The 18,309-nt window shown below is 54.2% G+C and carries 15 protein-coding genes, 1 tRNA gene and 2 pseudogenes; 9 read left to right on the top strand and 9 right to left on the bottom strand.

Features of this window, described 5'->3' with window-relative positions:
- A pseudogene (locus J9889_RS20970) lies at window positions 1-203 on the bottom strand (IS5/IS1182 family transposase); the annotation flags it as partial.
- A gap of 325 nt (window positions 204-528) precedes the next feature.
- Between J9889_RS20970 and J9889_RS20965 the strand changes: the two are divergent.
- Window positions 529-1,244: pseudogene (locus J9889_RS20965) on the top strand (IS5 family transposase); the annotation flags it as partial.
- Between the two features lie 108 nt (window positions 1,245-1,352).
- Here the strand turns inward: J9889_RS20965 and J9889_RS20960 are convergent.
- The 4 genes from J9889_RS20960 to J9889_RS20945 form a co-directional block, all read right to left on the bottom strand.
- On the bottom strand, window positions 1,353-2,570 hold the full coding sequence (locus tag J9889_RS20960) for a J domain-containing protein (protein ID WP_210557982.1): 1,218 nt from the start codon (window positions 2,568-2,570) through the stop codon (window positions 1,353-1,355).
- A 164-nt stretch (window positions 2,571-2,734) separates the two neighbouring features.
- A tRNA-His gene (locus J9889_RS20955) sits at window positions 2,735-2,810 on the bottom strand.
- A gap of 437 nt (window positions 2,811-3,247) precedes the next feature.
- Window positions 3,248-4,558: a type II toxin-antitoxin system HipA family toxin gene (locus tag J9889_RS20950; protein ID WP_059169586.1), complete on the bottom strand. Its 1,311-nt coding sequence runs from the start codon at window positions 4,556-4,558 to the stop codon at window positions 3,248-3,250.
- Window positions 4,558-4,812 (bottom strand): helix-turn-helix domain-containing protein, encoded by a 255-nt coding sequence (locus J9889_RS20945; protein WP_005329233.1) that lies wholly within the window; start codon window positions 4,810-4,812, stop codon window positions 4,558-4,560. The genes J9889_RS20950 and J9889_RS20945 overlap by 1 nt, the downstream gene beginning before the upstream one ends.
- A gap of 501 nt (window positions 4,813-5,313) precedes the next feature.
- Between J9889_RS20945 and J9889_RS20940 the strand changes: the two genes are divergently transcribed.
- Entirely contained in the window at window positions 5,314-5,562 is a 249-nt protein-coding gene (locus J9889_RS20940; RefSeq protein WP_010674978.1) for a hypothetical protein, read from the top strand.
- A 420-nt stretch (window positions 5,563-5,982) separates the two neighbouring features.
- Here J9889_RS20940 and J9889_RS20935 read toward each other — a convergent pair whose 3' ends face one another.
- Window positions 5,983-6,234 carry a plasmid stabilization protein gene (locus J9889_RS20935; RefSeq protein WP_010674977.1) on the bottom strand — a complete coding sequence of 84 codons (252 nt, stop codon included), beginning with the start codon at window positions 6,232-6,234 and terminating at the stop codon, window positions 5,983-5,985.
- 78 nt (window positions 6,235-6,312) lie between these two features.
- Window positions 6,313-7,620 carry a Fic family protein gene (locus J9889_RS20930; RefSeq protein ID WP_021140687.1) on the bottom strand — a complete coding sequence of 436 codons (1,308 nt, stop codon included), beginning with the start codon at window positions 7,618-7,620 and terminating at the stop codon, window positions 6,313-6,315.
- Window positions 7,621-7,874: 254 nt separating this feature from the next.
- On the opposite strand from J9889_RS20930, the gene J9889_RS20925 reads away from it, so the two are divergent.
- The 4 genes from J9889_RS20925 to J9889_RS20910 all read left to right on the top strand — a co-directional run bounded on the left by J9889_RS20925 (window position 7,875) and on the right by J9889_RS20910 (window position 14,901).
- Window positions 7,875-8,327 carry an antitoxin Xre/MbcA/ParS toxin-binding domain-containing protein gene (locus tag J9889_RS20925; protein WP_021140686.1) on the top strand — a complete coding sequence of 151 codons (453 nt, stop codon included), beginning with the start codon at window positions 7,875-7,877 and terminating at the stop codon, window positions 8,325-8,327.
- 331 nt (window positions 8,328-8,658) lie between these two features.
- A complete protein-coding gene (locus J9889_RS20920) occupies window positions 8,659-9,237 on the top strand; it encodes a hypothetical protein (RefSeq protein ID WP_021140685.1) in 579 nt (192 codons plus the stop codon).
- Window positions 9,230-11,608 carry a site-specific integrase gene (locus J9889_RS20915; RefSeq protein WP_182310004.1) on the top strand — a complete coding sequence of 793 codons (2,379 nt, stop codon included), beginning with the start codon at window positions 9,230-9,232 and terminating at the stop codon, window positions 11,606-11,608. Before J9889_RS20920 ends, J9889_RS20915 begins: the two co-directional genes overlap by 8 nt.
- The gene (locus J9889_RS20910) at window positions 11,593-14,901 is read left to right on the top strand and encodes a tyrosine-type recombinase/integrase (protein WP_182310003.1); all 3,309 of its coding nucleotides are present in this window, start codon (window positions 11,593-11,595) and stop codon (window positions 14,899-14,901) included. The genes J9889_RS20915 and J9889_RS20910 overlap by 16 nt, the downstream gene beginning before the upstream one ends.
- A 490-nt stretch (window positions 14,902-15,391) precedes the next feature.
- Here J9889_RS20910 and J9889_RS20905 read toward each other — a convergent pair whose 3' ends face one another.
- Window positions 15,392-15,592 (bottom strand): helix-turn-helix transcriptional regulator, encoded by a 201-nt coding sequence (locus J9889_RS20905; RefSeq protein ID WP_010674971.1) that lies wholly within the window; start codon window positions 15,590-15,592, stop codon window positions 15,392-15,394.
- Between the two features lie 131 nt (window positions 15,593-15,723).
- Between J9889_RS20905 and J9889_RS20900 the strand changes: the two genes are divergently transcribed.
- From J9889_RS20900 to J9889_RS20890, 3 genes are read left to right on the top strand one after another with little or no spacing between them, the layout of a single operon-like run.
- On the top strand, window positions 15,724-15,933 hold the full coding sequence (locus J9889_RS20900; protein WP_021140683.1) for a hypothetical protein: 210 nt from the start codon (window positions 15,724-15,726) through the stop codon (window positions 15,931-15,933).
- 15 nt (window positions 15,934-15,948) lie between these two features.
- Window positions 15,949-17,193: a tyrosine-type recombinase/integrase gene (locus J9889_RS20895; protein ID WP_210557979.1), complete on the top strand. Its 1,245-nt coding sequence runs from the start codon at window positions 15,949-15,951 to the stop codon at window positions 17,191-17,193.
- On the top strand, window positions 17,177-18,016 hold the full coding sequence (locus J9889_RS20890) for an HD domain-containing protein (RefSeq protein WP_246878151.1): 840 nt from the start codon (window positions 17,177-17,179) through the stop codon (window positions 18,014-18,016). Before J9889_RS20895 ends, J9889_RS20890 begins: the two co-directional genes overlap by 17 nt.
- A 2-nt stretch (window positions 18,017-18,018) precedes the next feature.
- Here the strand turns inward: J9889_RS20890 and J9889_RS20885 are convergent.
- On the bottom strand, window positions 18,019-18,309 hold a 291-nt coding region (locus tag J9889_RS20885), incomplete at its 5' end, for a transposase (protein ID WP_210557974.1).

Raw genomic sequence — 18,309 nt, 5'->3', positions numbered from 1 at the left:
TGCTGCATGCAGTGAATGCGTAGCATGGTTTCCAGCGGATAAGGTCGCCGGCCATTACCAGCCTTGGGATAAAACGGCTCGATGACTTCCACCATGTTTTGCCATGGCAGAATCTGCTCCATGCGGGACAAGAAAATCTCTTTTCTAGTCTGACGGCGCTTACTGCTGAATTCACTGTCGGCGAAGGTGAGCTGATGACTCATGATGAACCCTTTTTCATGGCTCCAGATGACAAACATGATCTCATATCAGGGACTTGTTCGCACCTTCCAAAGTATCGAGTTAACAACCAGCGTTAGAAAGTACCACCGATTGCACGGGCGATCATGACGTGATGGCGAGGCAGGTCAGACCGTGACTGGCAAAACCCGACAGACACAGGGCACTAATAAGTGCGTTTAGCTGATAGAGGAGCCAGTCAGCGAATTCCATCAGGGATAGAGGCTGTTGCCTCGGTGAAATCCGGATCTATGGCTGCAATCTCAACCTGACTCACTTTCATTGATTGAGGGCTTGGCAAACCGGGGCGACCATCTATGTATCAGCAAGCGCGCCAAGACCGTCGACATCAAGTACCGCGTCCCCAGCCAAGGCCCGGTGGCTCACTTGGTCATTGATGCCACCGGCCTCAAGGTCTATGGCGAAGGCGAATGGAAAATCGCAAACACGGCAAGGAGAAGCGACGAGTGTGGCGCAAGCTCCACTTGGCGGTGGATGCCACAACCCATGCGGTCATCGCTGCCGAAGTCAGCCTGGAGACGGTGGCGGATAACGAGGTGTTACCGATGTTGCTCAACCCCTTACGACGCAAGATAAAACAGGTCAGCGCCGATGGTGCGTATGACACCAAGGCCTGTCATGCGCTACTGAAGAAGAAGGGGGCGAAAGCCACCATACCGCCGAGAAAAAATGCGGCACCGTGGGAGGAAGGCCATCCCCGCAACGAGGCGGTGACGGCGCTCAAGGCCGGTGAACTGAAGCAATGGAAGAAAGACTCCGGCTATCACCAGCGCTCGATAGCCGAGACCGCCATGTACCGGTTCAAGCAACTCATCGGGCCAACGCTGAGCCTGCGGAACTACAACGCCCAGGTGGGCGAAATCCTGGGGAAGGTTATCGGTATTGCTGAGCAGCGCAAAATCGCATCGGCAGCCGCCATTTCCCCTGAGCCCTTCACAACTATCCACGATGAGGAACAGGCGCTGGCGCCTGATGGCAAAGCGCGTCAGGTGACCCTGATTTAAGGCTGGCTATCCGATAGCACGATCAGTGTAAAAACCAGCAGTGTGAAAACAATCAAGGCGCCAGTGGCGCCTTGATTGATTGATGAGATGGTCGGTCACCGCTGGCCGTTACCTAAACAGCCATTCCATATCGTCCTCTTCCTCATCCCACCTCATTTGCTGCTGATCCCAGCGGGCCGCCAGATAGGGTTTGAGGGTCTGCAGGGTGGTGATCTCGGCCAGCTGGGCAGTCAGGTGGTCGATATCACGCAGCAAATAGTCCCGATGTTCGGCAAAGGCCTGCTCGGTCTTTTTCTTGGATGATTGCTTGAATTTGTGCAGCACCGCGCCCATTAGCCCGTCTTGCCCGCCGTAGTAGCTGACTTCGAGCTCGCGTAGCTGGCGTTTCAGCATCGGGTTGAGGTAAGCGAGGTTCTCGTCACTGAGCAGGTTATCGAACTCGGGCAGGTGGGTGTGGGCCAGCTGCAACAGGGTGAACATCTCTTTGTTTTCCCAGGCCTGGCTGAGTTGGCCCATGATGCGGGTCTTTTCCGCCTGCATGACGGGGTCGGGTTCCCGATCCGGGTGCAGCGCCAGGGCGAGCTTGCGATAGAGCTGCTTGAGGCTGGATTTGCTGAACAACTGTTCGATGCGCGCCTCTTCCTCTTGCTCACGACGTGTGCGCGCGTGGGCAAAAGCATCTTGCTGCTCAGTGCCGAAGAGAGGCTCATCGGCAAACAACTCATCATCGTCGAAGCGGTCATCCTCTTCTTTATCGACGGTGTTGCACTCTTCGGCCATATGCTGGCGCGCCGCATTCATCATGTACTCGTTCAACCGATCGGGGTTTTTGAGCATCTCGCGCAAGGTATCGATGTCATCGGGGCAGTGGCCACAAGTCTCCATCAGCATCTGGGTAAGAACGTCACACTGATAGTCGAGCTGTTCGTCATCCATGTGCAGGGCGGTATTGGTTTGGATTTGGTGAAAGAGGGGAGCCAAATCCATCTCGCCACGAAACGGATTGGACTCGATATAGCTGATGAGATCGTGGATCCAGTGGTGCAAGGTCTCCCGCTGCCACAGGGTAAAGCTCTTGCGAGCCGTAAAATCGACCAGGCGCTTGGCGAGGGCAAAGATGAGCTCGCACTGTTGACGCTCAAGGGGTTCTATTTCGCTGGTGAAACGCTGATAGATATCGCGGCAGTTGAGGGCTTGCTTGTCGATCTTTGCCTGTAGCTTTTCGAGCGCTTGCCAGTTGCGGTGGAAGAGATCGAGGGCGGGGTTGCCCGTCGCGGGGGAGGGCTGGCGAGCGGGCTGCTTGCGACCCGGATGACGAAGAGACATAGGTCGCCTCCATGGGCGTTAATTGATTCGCTAAAACAAAAAACCGGCGCGGGGCCGGTTTATCGCCGCGTATAAATTGCGCGAAGTCTGCCTTGCTGATGAGTTGCCGGCCATATTCAAGCCTTTCATTTCTTTCGCAACAGATAGCAACAACAGAGAAATAATGGGGTGGCTGATGGGGCTCGAACCCACGACAACCGGAATCACAATCCGGGACTCTACCAACTGAGCTACAGCCACCACTGAAATCATCGCCATTTTGTGTCTGCCAAGGCGTGGCCAAGGTCATCTTGAGATAATCTGCCGAATGGACGATAAGTTACACTCTTCGTCAATAACTCAATGATTTAAAACACATTTTAAATGGCGCGCCCTGCAGGATTCGAACCTGCGACCCACGGCTTAGAAGGCCGTACCTGTTAATATAGTTAAAATGTCATCAGGATACGTCAAGCACCAAATTAATATAGAGCTTTAAAATCAATGCTTTATTGCCATTATGTCGTTCTAGGTTAGCTGAGGAAATTTGATGTTGCCAAAATTGGCACTTCAGGTTTCTGCATTTTTAGTTGTTTTTTTGATCTAAAATGGATCATTCACTCGCTCGTACGCAAAAAAATGAGCCTCGATAGAGGCTCACCTGGGGCGATGCAAGAGGCATTTGTCACATTGGTTAATTATCGTTTTAAGCGTTGAGCTCTCGAACTGAGTCCACCCAAAATTGAATCTGCAATCTCAGTGGGAAATGTATCAGGCAATTGCTGACGAACGATTGATATTACCTCATCCAGATTATCCGTCAGCTCGCTGATGATTTTTTCCATCTGCACTTGTTCAAAACCAATCGTCTTGGCCGTTTGATAAAAATGGCGAGGAAATATCTGCTCTATCGCGTATTTTTTGCCCTTGGTTGCAGTAAGCCCCATGGCCAACTTGGCATCACGGGGATGTAATCCTTTACCACCAAATGCAGGATACATGGAAAGGATGTCGTAAAACGGTGTAAGCCGGAAACGCCCTTCAGGTTCGATAAACACCGAGAAATTCTTGGCATGGCCATCAGTGGCAGCCAGCAGCCAGAACAACACCTGAGACTTCATAAACAGGTACCGATCCTGCTCCGGCGTGGCCGATCCCAGCAGGGTCGTCATGATGTCAGCAATGCCCGGTCCACCATGGCTCTCGTACTTGCGTGCTGACGGTACATTCAACACCTGGCAGAAGTCCTCTTGGGGCAGGCGCATGATCCAACTGCGATCCGTGGCGTAGCGCCGATCGAAGCGTTCCACCGCCAGAGCCTTGACCTTGCCGACCTGCATGATGAAGCAATGGGGAACCGGAAGACCCAATGCTTTGGCGATCAGGGTGCAGAGATATTCGTTTTCTACGCTCTGGGAGAGGTCTATCGAGTAGGAGTGGCTTTCGATCTTGCCAATGGGCAGCTTGATAATGTGGGTGGTTGGGGTCGCTGCATGCGGTAAGCACCAACGGTTGTCGAGGTAGAGTAACGCGGTCTTTTCCTGAGCCCCGGCGATGGATATCCGAAAATCGTCCTCTTCCCTCACCATACCAAGCGGGATCCCTTGCTGGTAGCTGGTCAGGATCTGCTCCAGTTCGGCGTCAGAGAGCGGCTTGCACTCAATGCGCTTAACGTCTGGCACAGGTCTGCCCTGAGCCACCAGTTGCAATGCCCCCACGCTGTCCTGGCCAATGCAACTGAGCAGATCAAAGGGTTGGGTGGAATCGGCTTGATAGCGCGCCACCACCCGGTTTCTTACTTCCGGGTTATCTGGCAGCAGATTATCGAAGAAGTTATAGGCCTCATCGCCCTGGTAGCGCTGCTGGCGTAATGGCATGGAGAGCGAGATGGGGCGGCTGCCTGGCAACTTCACCCACGATTCATCGTACTGAAATTGGTGAGCACCATTGGTCGCCTTGGTAAAGGTACCTACCCGGTATCCGTTCATGTAGACCGTCAGGCTGGCCATTACCACTCCTCCTTCCAGCCAGGCGTGGCGTTTTCCGCAGGATCGGTGCGGGGCCTGATATCGAGGGAGAGTTCCAGTGCGGCGAGGATCTTGAACAAGGTCTCCAGCTTGGTTGACTCGGGATTGAGCTCGAAGCTGGACACCGTGTCCTGCCTGATCCCCACCTTGCCGGCCACTTTGCCTTGGGAGAGCTTTTGCGAAAGCCTGGCATCCTTGAGACAGGCACTAAGTTGCTTGGCGCTGGTTACTTTCATGATTTGACTTACCTGGTAGCGTAATTTCTTTTAATTTACACGCTGTGGCAGGTATATCAATATTTACCTGCTTTAGGCGGTAAATGTTTTTCACACGCTAAAGGCGGTATTTAACCTTGATCCTCAGGTATGGGTGTCGCACTTTCGATTCAAGGGGCCATTAAAACAAGGTGTAACGAGTTTCAGCAGGAGTGCACTGGGGTTGGCGCAACAAAAGCCAAGGCAGCGATGGTGCGTCGGTTGATCGTCTCTGTCAGTGAGTCCATGATTGTTGCGATCGCTTCACGGGAGCTCACAAGTTCGCACCCGCGTTCGCTTCTTTAAATACCTTCTTGAATTGATGAGCACGAAATTTTGCCAATCTAGCCGAGGTTTCTCGGGAAAATTTGCAAATGCAGTGATGGTGTCATACCAAGCAGCCACCTCCATTGAAGATCTAAACTGGACAGGTCCCCAGTGTTATCGAAAACGGGGGGGCGCAACCAACAAGGTAACTCTGACATGTTGAAACCCATTCTGGTACAGCTCCGAGAGGCCTTGGCCGAGCTGCCCTACTTCACCCATATCGACAACCAGCATGACTACGAAAGTGCGCTGGCACTGATAGATGAGCTGGTGGATGACTACGATAACAACGTCCAGCTGTTAGACCTGCTGGCGGCCAGCATTGAGCGTTGGGAAGATAATGCTGAAGAGTTTGCCGAGTTTAACCGGCGGGTGGCGGCCATCCCTGCGTCATCATCGACATGAACCACTAGGCTAACGTCTTGCCGCCGGGCGCAGCCTACCGCATGAAGTCCGAGCACGACAACAAGCTGCTGATGGATCTTCGATCCAAAAATCGGATGGTTGCACACACTCCAGGGTGGTCAAAATTGGACGCTGAAAACCCCGGATGGATGAGTCAGACAGGAATGCCGCCTGACGGCCTTTGCTTTTCAGTGGTTCGTCTCCATCGGAAGCGCCCAAGTGAATTCCCCTTTATTACTACACCGGGGCCCAGATCAGCAGGCGCTGCCAGTTCGCTCACACAATGAGGGGAGGAGGGCCATGGCGCGACTAATGCTGCGATGACAATAAGGGGCATCGTAGCGTTGATCTCCAGCCCGCGCTTGATCAACGTTGACTTGCAAGAGCTGAGGGTAGTGATGGCAAGGATGGGATTCTAAATCATAGGTCCTCCAGGTTGACGCTGACGAACTCCGACCGTTTGACTCGCTCATCGACAATACGGTTCAGCTCGGCATCTTCGGCCAGTTCCAGATAGTAGGCGTAGAGCTCAGGCGGCACACAATAGAATGCTGGCTCGTTACGATAGAGGATGGCGACGGCATCGCCTTTTCCCTCTTTGATGGTCCCCATTGGATTGCGTCTGAGCTCTGTGATATTGGCAGTGGTGGCTGCCAGGCTTTGGTAACTCATGATGATGTCCTCGGCATAGAGCACCGCACTATGGAATACCTTAATAGATACTCAACTCGACGATTGTCACAGTATCAATCAGCGCCCATGTTGCGCTTTCCACGCGATAAACTCCGAGGGCCGTAAACCATAGCGTGCCAGAACACCTTCATGCAGCCTTCGCAACTCTTCAACAATCAGTGCCTGTACGGCCGATCGCTCTTGCTGCGGGACGTTCTCTGACACCGCTTGTTCAATGGTGCTGAGTGGATCAAGTTGGATCGACGTGACGACCCCACGGACAGTCTGTTTGATAAGATCCCGCCATGCTAGGCGAAGTGGGTCAGGTTCGGCGAGATCCCGCTTGATGGCAAGATATTCTTGGGTTGAACGTTCATAAGCCCACACGTACAGGTCGCGTAGCAGTTCGATGCGGGCCATTTCGTACACACCGAGGGTGGCGCGGCTGTAGGCCTGTTCTGGTACATCGAGGAAGGTGAGCGGGCAGAGGTTGCCACGAAACAGGGGGAGATTCGCGGCCAGGCGGGAAGTGCGTTTATTGATGTCGGCAAAAGGTTGTAGGTAGGGCAAGTGCACCATCATGAAAAACGATTGTTCAAACGGATCGTGGATCTGATTGGCTTTGCTCAGCACCTCGTCCAGCACCTCTTCGATTTGTTGTGCCGTGGATAACGGGCGATAGATACTTTTACTGATGTCGACAGCATGTTGGCGAATGCGCCCCTCATCGGCAGGGTTGGGTAGCAAGTTTTCCGCCAGGGCGCTGTGCAAGTTCATCAGGGTGTAGCGGTTAAATTCGGCACTGTCGATGTTTTCGACCAGTAACTCGATCGCGGTTTTATGGTTCAGGATCATCTGCGTTTCGATGGCTCCCTTACCCCGCGCGGCCTTGCCGTGCTCGATAAGTTCACGGGTGTCTAGCCTGCTATAGGTATTACCTTCCAGGTGGCTCGATGCCCATGATAAGTCGATCAACAAACGGTTCAGGATCGCTCGACTGTATGTGCCGGCAGGCTCATCGATGTCTGTGGTCTTGCCCATGTTGTGCAACTGACGGCGCAGTGATTCGGACAGGTAACAGGTTTCGTTGGGATGATATGCCTGCAAGAAATCATGCTGATAGCCCACGGGCTTGCGGGCTGGGAGGGGCTGGTCGATATAGGCAAGGATATCCAGGCTGTCGGCAGAGAGTGGGATGAACGCGGGGAAACTGTCCACCTTGGCTATCCGGGGCTCGGTATGGCTCTCGGAGTCAGCATGATAGCGGCGAGCCCGTCCTTCGCCTTGGGCTGTGATGTGGCCGCTTTCAATCAGCTTGGCTATCAGGCGCTGTGCGGTGCGTCTGGCTATGCTCGGGTGGCGGCCCAGCAGTTCAGCCAGCGTCAATCCGCTTTCGGATCCCCTGATAGTCTCTAGTAGGTCTGTGGTCGCTGACATCGTGTTTGTTGGCGCGTTTTTCATATATATGGCGCCATTTTGGCGCAGTTAACTAAACTGCGCCAGTTTTAGTGGCAAGTTTGGCGCAGTTTTGCGGTGGCTTCATAGGTTAACGTTTGGGGTTTGAAAGAGTCCTGCATCGTTGATGGTATGGTTTAGATGGGCTAGTTTAAAGGCGCAATGATACAGGGAGCCGCCTCGCCATGTCCTACGCTGCTTATCGTTCTGTTCGCCAGATCCGCCAACCGAAGGGGCTGATGGCCTCGCTGGCCTTGCCCCAGGAGCTTGTGGGGGCGCATCATCTCATTGTGGCTGGAATGGCTCCCTCCATCGTCAATGAACTGGCTGCGTTGCTGGGCTGCGACGTCAAGATAGTCTGTCAGCTGGTTGGCATTGACCGCTCGACGGTGACACGCAAGCGCACTGCGGCGGCCCTGCTGTCCCGCGCTCAGAGTGCCCGTATCTATTCATTCGTTAGTGTGATGGAGGCTGCGGAGTCGCTGTTCGAGGGGGACAGGGGGAAGGCGCTTGAGTGGTTGAACAAACCTGCCCGGGCGCTGGGAGGAAACCCTCCTGCTACTTTCCTGACGACCGCTGTCGGAGCTCAGGCAGTTATCGATCTCATCGGTCAGATTGAGCATGGCGTCGTCGTTTGATGGCGACCTATCTCGCTGAAGGCGTTACCGCTCGACAGCGGTGTCCAGCATGTGCAGGAGAAAGCCAAGTATTGTTCAATTGACGTCACCCGAGTCAGTCACATTCCCCCTTGCATATCGGCTAAATGATCCCGCTCCCTCGACGATTACCCACTTGGTGAATTGCATCTCCATTCCTGACTTCATTCACAGTACCTGCCTGCGGTAGGCCTGCCATGCGCAGGTTCAGAGGTTCGGTGTGTGGCTGAATCGGTTTATCGCTAAGGAACTGTTTGAAAACAAAATACATTTTTATGTAATGTGTTAGTAACGGGTGATACACGGGGTTTACATGAGGACGAAGGAGTCAGGGAACTATCAGATCCATCCGGCGTTAGTCGCGTTTCGTGAGGCGTGGTTGGAGTTGGGCTTCAAGACTGGGCTGCCGATTGCCGATCAATTCCATACGCTCTGGGAGTCAGCCATTATTCTCTATCGTCCCTTGTCGTCAGGCGATGATGTGGGCAGTGCGCTTATGATCGTAGGGCCATTGTTGCCAGTATTGTCTTGGCCGTCGCCAATCAAACCGCCGCCTGGGCAACGATTGATCCCCTGCGGGCTGAATGATGGTGAGGTCGAGCAGCATCTGGCCGGGGAGTGGCTGAGGTTGATGACGCTGTTAGGGGAGCCCCGTCTCATCGAATGCAGCCGACGAATTTTCAATCGCGTTCTGACAGACGAGCAGCGTCTTAACTGGTTTCAGAAGAAGCGGTTGTCTCAAGACTATTGGGCCAAGGTGTGCGGGTTGTCCCGGGAACAGCTGGCGCATGCTCAGGAGGCGCTGAGCAAGTCCCGGCAAAAAGACAAAAAGAACGGGATGGTATCGGTGCCCGAACCTAACTTCTTCTTGCAGAGGTTAGCCGATGAGTGATGACCTTTCGCAGGAGCAGGCAGTGGAGGGTCTTGACGCTGAACCCGCCCGTTCCCTTACCCGACAGCTGGTGTTTCCGGAGGCGTTGGCCGAGTGGCACCGGCAAATCCTTGAATCGTTGCAAGCCTGCTGTCAGGGGATCCTGGGATTGGATCCAACACTGACCGCGTTGTTGGCCGCCGAGCTGCAGTGGATCGATTCTGTCTCATCCAAAGAGATGCTGCCCCCATCGCCACTCTCTGCCATGCAAATGCGTGAGCGGTTGAGTAAAGATCGGAGACTCAGCCAATTCTATCTCGTTGACGCCATCTTGGCGGAATTGCGTAGTGGCCATAGCCTCAACGGTGAGCTATTTGCTCAGCTCAAGTCCGTGACGATCCTGGCCGTCTTGGCGTTATCACATATCAATTTTTCTCAGGGTATTGCCGAGCGGGACCAAACGGTCGAAGAGGCGCTGCGCAACGTCAGGCTGATGGCGAACAATCAACGTGAGGTGATGATTAAGGCCCTGTCTGAGGTCGATTTTACGCAGCCGATACTGACGCTATTGCAAGCCATCAAGATCCAGAGAGAGCAATATGCCAATAACAAGCAGGTGAGCGTCAATACAGGGGCCTTGGAGGCCCTACTGAGCCGACTCTATAAGGCGCGAGCCAAAGAGATCAAAACGGGTACCCGGTCAACCGGCGAACGCCAGCGGTTCCAACTGGAGGCGCGTTATCAAGAGCAGCTCGACGAGCAGACCCAAATCCTGTTGCTACGGGAGGTTCTGCTGCAGCGCGGCAAAGTCAAACTGACCGAGTGGGAGGGTGAAGAGGAGCGAGGAACCCTCCCTGAGCAGCAGACGCTGCTGGTGTCCTCTCAGCCACAGGGGTTGATGGATATTCAGGCGAGGGTTTTGCAAAGCGCCTCGGTAGCGCTCTCCATGTCGATGCGTCATCTGCAGTTGCCGGCCAACCTTTGGATTGCCACAGCGTCACAGATCACACGCCTCGTCGATGCCTTGATTCCTCAGGCGGTCGATGAAACGGCGTTGCCGGCGCTGTCGATCCTGCTGCAACTGGTGATGGGCACGAGTAGCGAGGACTTGCACAAGCTGCCGGTCTGGCCGAGTACTGAGATTAAATTGCCTGCTCCTGGCTCTCGATTTGCCGATGACGACGGACCCTCAAAGAATGCCAGTGGTATTTGGCGGCTTCCTCATGGGGCGTATCTACAACGCTATGTAGAGGTTGCCCACAGCCGAGTGCATAGGAAATTGCACTCTTTTTTGCCAAAGAGCGACTTATTCTTGCAGCTACCTTTGCCAAAATGGGCCACTCATTTATTGGTTGGACACGGTTGGAGGACATTGAGTAGTAGCGCGCAGGTGGATTGTTTAGCGCGAGCAAATGAGCGAGCTGGCACGGCCTTGACCATGCGACAGCTGCAAAACTACCAGCGTGCTTGGTTGCAAAGAGAGGGGATTGATAGCGCCATTGCCGGTATCCTGCGTGGCAAGGCGGCTCAGCAATGTTCCCCTATGGCCTACAGTCATGTGCCACGTAAAGACGTGTTGCAGATCTGGCGCTGTTATTTGGCCTCCATGGGGATGACCGCGGTGGTGCTGGCACCGGAATTAGAACAAGGAGCTGTCGGATCACGCCTCTATCCTAGCGTTGGCGAGCTTGCTCGACTCCTAGGAAATTATCAGCAGTACCTCTGTGCACGACTCAGTGGGTCACGGCAGCAGCGTCCAACGCTGACGCAATATCATAACCTCCTCGTGCGCCACAGTTTGTTGATCCTCCATCTTTCTACTGCCGCCAGGCCCGTGACGGAGATGTACGGCAGGCGTGGCGATTACTGCCTCATCAGTCGCTTTATCCGGCTGACAGACAAAGAGGGACGATCTGTGAGCTCGGCCAGGTTGGTGCCATTGTCAGCGTTGGCAGTGCAGCAACTGCAAGCCTGGGAGCGCTATTTGACATATTTGGCATGTCAGCGTGAGCCGCTGCTGGCGCCGTTAGTGTCGGCGGCGGAGCAAGCATTGAGTGGAGCTGGAGCCCTCCTGTTCTGGGCGGTCGAGGCCAAAGATGGCAGCCTGGAAGGCACAGAAATCGTCACCCCAAATTCGATGATGAGGCAGTTCGAAAATCTGTTGCCCCTGGCGCCAAACTGGCATCGCCATTCGGTGCGCAGCCACCTGCTGGAGCAAGGCGTGGCCACCGAGTTTATCGATGCGCTGCTTGGTCATGAGGAGATGGGGACAGAGTTCACAAACCAGTACAGTAGTGCGGCGTTGAGCGATCTATTTACCCTGACGGACGTGCTGGACAAATGGCATCAAACCCTCGGGTTGAAGGTGATGGGCGAATGGACAATCCACTGATCGATTGGCGTGAACAGCTTCGAAAGGAAGATGAGCGTGCAGCGAACGTTCTTCGGTCTGGTCGGGCTATGCGTCGGGATCGTCTCAAACGTGCTCAGGTGCAAATAGAGCGTCGAGCACTGGATGCGCTGTTGCAACATTTGCCCGGCCTATTCAAGGAGCCAGCCGATGTCCGAGGGTTTGAGTATCTGTGGCCATTGGCGATGAGCACGTTGACGGGCAAGTATAGGCGACAGTCTGAATTCAAGGCTGGGCTGCGAGCCATCCTGCTTTGCCTGCAGCAGGGCAATACCAGCGGGTATTGGCAGTTGCCGTTGCCGACAATCCCCCTGACGGTGCTTCGGCGCCCGCTACCTTACACTGAAAAGTGGTTTGACAAAGCGCAGCGCTGTAGTCAAGCGCTGCTGAACTGGCATAGACAGATCGAGGCCCGCGACACTAGCCTGATCGAAGCTGAAGATTTACTGGCCGACATTCTTCATAGCGCGGTGTTTTACTGCGGTGTACACCAGACGGCGATTTTGCACGCACTGATGCTGGCCATCGCTGAGCGGCGAAGATTATGCACGAATGGCTCAGTTGTTTGGTTGCCTTTGACGTTAGAGAGCAAGGCGTTGGCCACCAATGCGCACGATAGAGCAGGGAAGGGGGTTACCGAGCTCCAGATTTTCCTAAGCCTGCCGACTCTGGGGTTGGTACAGCGCTGGTATCGTCGGCGCGGCAAAACGTTTGAGCTTGCCGTTGAGCTCGACACATTCAGCTTATGGGCCCAGAGACATCTGACTGCACCCCTGCGCGGGATCAAAGAGTTTTGCCAAGGGGCGAGTCTGGTAACCGGTGGGCAAGCCGGGGTCCGCTGGCCACAGATCCTGACTCATGTGGCATCTGGGGCGTTACACAGTGTACCGCTGCCTCATGAAAACTGGCTTTCACTGCATCATCCGACGGTTGCGGATGGTCACCAAGTGGTGTGTTTGGCGCAGGAGGCGAGTACCGGATTAGTCGATAACCTGACGGCAGGCAGTTCCAAGCGTTGGCGCTACCATGGCGAAGACCACCCTTATTCATCCTTACTGGCTCGGTTGCGAACGGTGTTGGCGGAAAAGGAGAGCGCGACTCGCAAGCAGACGAAGGCAAGCTGCCTCGCTGGACTGAACCGGTTGCGCAATGAGCAGACCCTCAGTAAGTCAGAGCAGATCCTGGTTGGGTGGCTACATCAATGCATCGCAAAGAACAAAAACAAGCCTTCGACGCTGCGCAGTTACCTTAGTCGCGGTGGTCAGCAATGGCTTGTTCGGTGCTTTGATCATGATCTCGGCTTATGGGATGGCGATCGTTTTCTGAGCTGTTATCGAGCATTGCTGGAAGAGTATGGGGGGACTTCAAATCTGGTCGTCGACCCGGCGCTCTCTGGTGCGGTTGAACGGACGGACCTGGAAAGATCCTCCTCCGCAGAGCCGGAAAGTTCCTCTTCCGAGGCGCCCGTTAGCCAAAAGAATGCTGTCAGCTACATGGCTGCACGCTTGACCAGCCTGCACAGCTATGCGGTGGCGAGTTACCACTTGGCCCCATTGCCGGAGGAGCTGGTCCCGCGCGAGCGCCAGAGGCCCCATGTGCGTGCCACCTATCTCAGTGAACCTCTCTTTCGACAGTTGCTGCGTGGAATGGAGCGGATGACGCACACCTCATCGAGTTACCGAGAGTGTCTGAGCGCGTTATACATCGTGGCTTATCGTGCTGGACTGCGCTTGAGCGAGATCCAAAAGCTCAGGTTAAAAGATATCGAACGCAGTCCAGAGTGCTGGCTATATATCCGAGATACCCGGCTTGATGATGGCAAGAGTGACAGTGCCACCCGCAAGATCCCCCTGGGGGTCTTGCTGACCCCGGAAGAGCGTACTCGATTGGATGCGTACTTGTCTGGGTTATGGCCGCGAAAGGCGAAAAACGCGAACGCGCTGGCGTTTCCCTCACAGAGCGGTTGGTTGATACCGATGTCGGATGAAGAGATCAGGGGGCCGTTAACCAGTATCCTTCGGCAGGTTGGTGGGAAATACTATACATTCCATCATCTGCGGCATACGGCATTGAGCCGCCTGCAACTGCTGCTACATCACGAAGCTCTGGCACTGCACAGTTTGCCAGGGTGGGCACATTTCCTGCCTTGGTCGGCCGCACAGTGTACCTCTATCTACCAGACCATCACACACTCATCCACTCAGGGGGATTATTGGGCGCTGGCCCAGTTTGCTGGCCATCAGAGCCCGGAGACGACGTTGCACTCATATTTGCATTTTACCCACTGGGTCAATGCAGCGTGTCTGTTGCAGGCCAAGTACGACTGGTCTTTGTCACTGCGACACCACTTCACCGGGCTGTCTCGTGCAAAGCTCACACAGAACGACTGGTTGGAGGGGCCCTTGACATGGCAGCGCTGCCGGGAGGCCCTGCTCCAGTCGCTTTCGCCTTATCTTCAACAGGTCTCCTGGGTCCTGATGGAGTGTGCACCTTACCCTCCCTTGGTTAAACACAAGCTGGATTTTGATGCCGCTCTGGAGCTGATCGCACGGTTCGCACGACATGAAGATATCACCGATCAACTCAATCGTTATCAACTCACACCCGCTATGGTCGATGAGTTAGTTGAAAAAATTCATTTACTTAAAGCATTTAAGACTCAGCGGGGAGCACAGCGATTGCTCTACTCAACGTCACATCATCTGAATTTGCTTCCTGGAGCCTTGCGCAGTCATAAGGAGCAAATCGAACTCCGTAAAGTGGTTAAACTGGCTCGCCAGGTCTATCGCGAGCAACGAGCGGCTTTCATCGAATGGATTGGCTATCTGCTAGTCCGAAGCAATACTCGCAACACTGGGATCCCCTTCACGGATCCACAGATGTTGCAAGCCTTCCTGAGTGTGACGGTATTACTGCTGCCAGCGACACGGATTGCGCTCGAGGTACGATGTGGCGCCAAACGGAGTGAAAAAGCCCCATGGCGGGAGGTCATCTCACGCTATCGCGTGAAGAGTGAATTCATTGAAAAAAGTGGGGCTAACCGGGCACTACTGCGAATAATTCATCCTGACGAGGCGGGTATCTGTCAGCGTTCTACTGAGCGGCAGCAAAATGCTGACACGGTAAAACCAATGGCGCGCTACAGCACTCCGTTGCTACGGACAGTCGCCTATGTCGTGGCGCTGAAAGTAATGAGCATCCAAGAGCTGGTATCGCTAGGTAACAAGAAGAAAGCCGACTTTGCACGTCAAACCGCGCGTGAGCTTACAGATTGAACGTGCAACATGCTGAAATAGAATAAAATCTATTTGCTTCGCCATTTTGCCAGCTGCCTGACCACTGCGCGCTGCGCATCTGATGTGGATAGGCCCTGAAGGGGCAGGAATTGCTCTGCTTGCCGGCGCTGCTGTCGATGGCTGAACCAGCTTTTCCCATCCTTATCCATGTTCCAAGGGCTCGAAACGGCGCATTGGAGTATTGGCAAAAAGTCATCCGTCGTTGCGTCGTGTGATAGCTGGCCACGCAACTGAGCGCGCCAGCGTTTGTGCCAAATCCGCTTGTCTTCAGCTTCAGACGTCGCTGTTGTGTAGCCAAACATGGGGGGCTTTCGTCGACTTCGGCTCATTTCTTGCCCTCATAATGCGTTTCGTTTGAGGTAGCTCGTGGCTCTTCACTTTTGCACTGCCAAGTGTGTTCGACGAAAGCGGGTTGAGGACTTGACGCTTTGTCTGCGTCCTAGCTCTCAGTTGGTAAAGATAGCTATCGTTAATCAACGAACTCATACAGATCTTCAATCTTTACATTGAGATAACGGCATAATGTTTCAATAGCATCAAGTTCTATTCTAGTCGCAGTTTCGTTGTACATGCGCGTAATCGTGCCTCTGTTGAGTCCTGTCTCTCTGGCAACATCGGCAATTTTTAGCCGTTTCTCACCCATGATCTTGGATAAATGACACTTAATCATGCTCTCTCCGTAACCAAAATAATCTCCTGAAGATTAAAATGGCTTGCAATTGTGTTTTCTTGTGTCTAGATTGTTCTGCAGGAGATCAATTTAATCTCCAAGATAGATAAATCAGCGTTTGGAGAATGATTATGGCATACACCTACCTGACAACAGAAGAGCTCTCTGCTCGCATCAAGTTCGATCCACGTACTATCCGCAATCAGCTGAAAGACTCTGTCCTGCTCGAAGGGCTGCACTATATTCGCCCGTTTGGCGGTCGTAAGTTGTTGTTTCTCTGGGAGCCTATCGAAGAGGAAATGCTCAAGCACAGCGCAATGTTCGAGTCGTTTCAGGGCTAGGGGAGGTGGATTCTTATGGCAACAGTATATAGCCTTAACCAATTGCTTTACCTCGATTTTTGCTTCAAGGGGAAGCGCTGTCGTGAGCGCACTGGGTTACCCGATACAAGCCAAAATCGCCACAAACTGAAGCAGTATTGTGAACGGTTGGAGGCACAAATCACCCTCGAGCAGTTTGATTTTTGCAAAACCTTCCCAAACAGCCCGCGTTGTGGCTACTTCACCAAACTGGCCGAGCGGGAAGCCGTGCTGCGGGCTGGGTGCCCTCTGTTGTCTGATTTTGCTGAGCAGTGGTACCAGGAAAAATCGGCCGAGTGGCGAACCTCCCAGCAGGAGACCATCCGCGACATTCTTGATTGCCATCTGCTGCCGCACTTTGGCAATCAGCCGCTGAGCGTGATCGATAAGTCTGCGATCTTGGCATTCAGGACAATGATCGCTCGTTTGCCCGGGAGAGGTGGCAAGCCGATCTCAGCCTCACGGGTCAACCACATCATGACGCCGCTTCGCATGATGTTGGCAGATGCGGCAGATCGGTTCGGTTTTGACTCGCCCTGGCGCAATATCCGAGCACTCAAGATCCCCCGTAGCAACATCATGCCCTTCAGTCTTGAAGAGATTGGTCGACTGCTGGCAGTGGTGAGGGCTGACTTTCGCCCTTATTACACCATCCGGTTTTTTACCGGGCTACGTTCGAGCGAGATCCACGGTTTAACCTGGCGCCACATCGATTTCGAGCGCCGGCAGATCCTGGTGTATCAGGCATGGGTCCGCAATGAACTGATCCCGACGAAAACCGATGGCTCCTATCGCGCGGTGCAGATGAGTGAGCAGGTTTATCAGGCATTTCTCACTCAACGCGACCGCTACGATGGCAAGGTCTCACCAGATGGGTTTGTTTTCTGCACGAAGCACGGCAGCCCGTTCGAGGATCGCAATGTGGCCAATCGGGTGTGGTACCCATTGCTGTCGTTGTTAAAGCTGGAGAAGCGCAAGCCCTATCAGACAAGGCATACCGCCGCCACGCTCTGGCTCGCGGCAGGTGAGAGCCCTGAGTGGATAGCAAAGCAACTGGGCCATAACAGCACTCAGATGTTATTCCGGGTCTATTCCCGTTACGTGCCTGATCTGTCGGGTCGGGATGGGCATGCCTTTGAGCAGATGTTGGCGGGATTCGAGCAGCAGCGGCTTGCCTCGAAGGCGCTGGCGGAAAGGTGGGATTCACACGATGGGGAGGCGGGTCATGGTACACGTCACTGAATATGCGGATTGCGGCGAACTGATGTGGGCAACCAGACTGGCGGATAGCGAGGGCGAGTATGAGTGTTGGGAATTGTTATCGCCAAAGGCCGTCCATCGAGTCTCGGTCTCAGATAAATGCATGGCAACTATTGCGCCGTCGGGGCAGCTGGTACTGGCAATGCTGGGGATGGAGCAGCAGTCTGTCACATTGCGCAGTTGTCGCACTCTGGAAGGCATCACAGGGGACGAGGGGCGTCAACTGTGGGAGTTTCACCTTGGTTTGGCCCTCAATGAGTCGCATGGCCAGATGATCCAGGCACTGTGGCGCTTCTATGCCATGTTACCGCCCGGCGGGTTACGGCGCTTTTCCCTCGGGATCCTACGTGACCGGCGTTTTATCACCGGGTTTTATCGAGGCAGGGCGAGCCATCACCATCATCATGACCATGTGGGTGGCTTGCTGGAGCACAGTGTAGAAGTGGCGATGACAGCCAGGATGTTGTGTCGTCAATACCGGCTTGATGGACGCACCGCCGACGTCGCCTTCCTAGGGGGATTGCTGCACGATGTGGGCAAACTCTACCTCTACTACAACGTGGAAGCTGGAGAGGGGATCTGCTCCCAGCATGAAGCCCTGAACTTCATGAAGTTGGAGCCACACCTGCAAAGTTTGATGAGCCAGGATCCCCGGGCATTTGAAGCCCTGTCGGCCTGCTTGTCCGCATCGATTGGCAAGCCGCTTATCCAGTATATGCCGGAGACTATCGTCAAGATGGCGGATCGATTATCGGCCGAAGTATTCAACTGGCGCAGGGTGTTTGCGGGATTGCCCGATTTTTAGGTTCATCGCGGCTTTCCGGGGAAGGCCGCCTTGATTTTCAGAAAAAAGTATTCTGAGTCCCTAAATCCATATGCCATGCGCTTTATCACTTTGATCTTGTTGTTCACCCCTTCCAGCACACTCGTGTGCATCGGGTAGTTTGCACTTGCCAGGATCCCCCGCATATATTTCGATAAATTTCGACCAAATCGTTGCAGCGGCGCTAGCCCGCTTTCCTTCACCTGCCGCATCCAGCTCCGCCATCGTCGCCATCCTTCCCACACGCTCGGCGCATACCAGATGCCCTTCAACGC

The sequence above is a fragment of the Aeromonas sp. PrichA-15 genome (assembly GCF_017939245.1).
GTDB lineage: Bacteria > Pseudomonadota > Gammaproteobacteria > Enterobacterales > Aeromonadaceae > Aeromonas > Aeromonas caviae.
The sequence above is the reverse complement of the archived record's forward strand: the minus strand, read 5'-3'. Positions and strand labels throughout refer to the sequence as shown.

Coding starts and splice junctions, on each gene's coding strand:
- J9889_RS20935 (WP_010674977.1), bottom strand. CDS start 6,234: ATGAGTTACCAAAGCCTGGCAGCCACCACTGCCAATATCACAGAGCTC.
- J9889_RS20960 (WP_210557982.1), bottom strand. CDS start 2,570: ATGTCTCTTCGTCATCCGGGTCGCAAGCAGCCCGCTCGCCAGCCCTCC.
- J9889_RS20940 (WP_010674978.1), top strand. CDS start 5,314: ATGTTGAAACCCATTCTGGTACAGCTCCGAGAGGCCTTGGCCGAGCTG.
- J9889_RS20925 (WP_021140686.1), top strand. CDS start 7,875: ATGTCCTACGCTGCTTATCGTTCTGTTCGCCAGATCCGCCAACCGAAG.
- J9889_RS20910 (WP_182310003.1), top strand. CDS start 11,593: ATGGACAATCCACTGATCGATTGGCGTGAACAGCTTCGAAAGGAAGAT.
- J9889_RS20905 (WP_010674971.1), bottom strand. CDS start 15,592: ATGATTAAGTGTCATTTATCCAAGATCATGGGTGAGAAACGGCTAAAA.
- J9889_RS20895 (WP_210557979.1), top strand. CDS start 15,949: ATGGCAACAGTATATAGCCTTAACCAATTGCTTTACCTCGATTTTTGC.
- J9889_RS20950 (WP_059169586.1), bottom strand. CDS start 4,558: ATGGCCAGCCTGACGGTCTACATGAACGGATACCGGGTAGGTACCTTT.
- J9889_RS20915 (WP_182310004.1), top strand. CDS start 9,230: ATGAGTGATGACCTTTCGCAGGAGCAGGCAGTGGAGGGTCTTGACGCT.
- J9889_RS20920 (WP_021140685.1), top strand. CDS start 8,659: ATGAGGACGAAGGAGTCAGGGAACTATCAGATCCATCCGGCGTTAGTC.
- J9889_RS20945 (WP_005329233.1), bottom strand. CDS start 4,812: ATGAAAGTAACCAGCGCCAAGCAACTTAGTGCCTGTCTCAAGGATGCC.
- J9889_RS20890 (WP_246878151.1), top strand. CDS start 17,177: ATGGTACACGTCACTGAATATGCGGATTGCGGCGAACTGATGTGGGCA.
- J9889_RS20900 (WP_021140683.1), top strand. CDS start 15,724: ATGGCATACACCTACCTGACAACAGAAGAGCTCTCTGCTCGCATCAAG.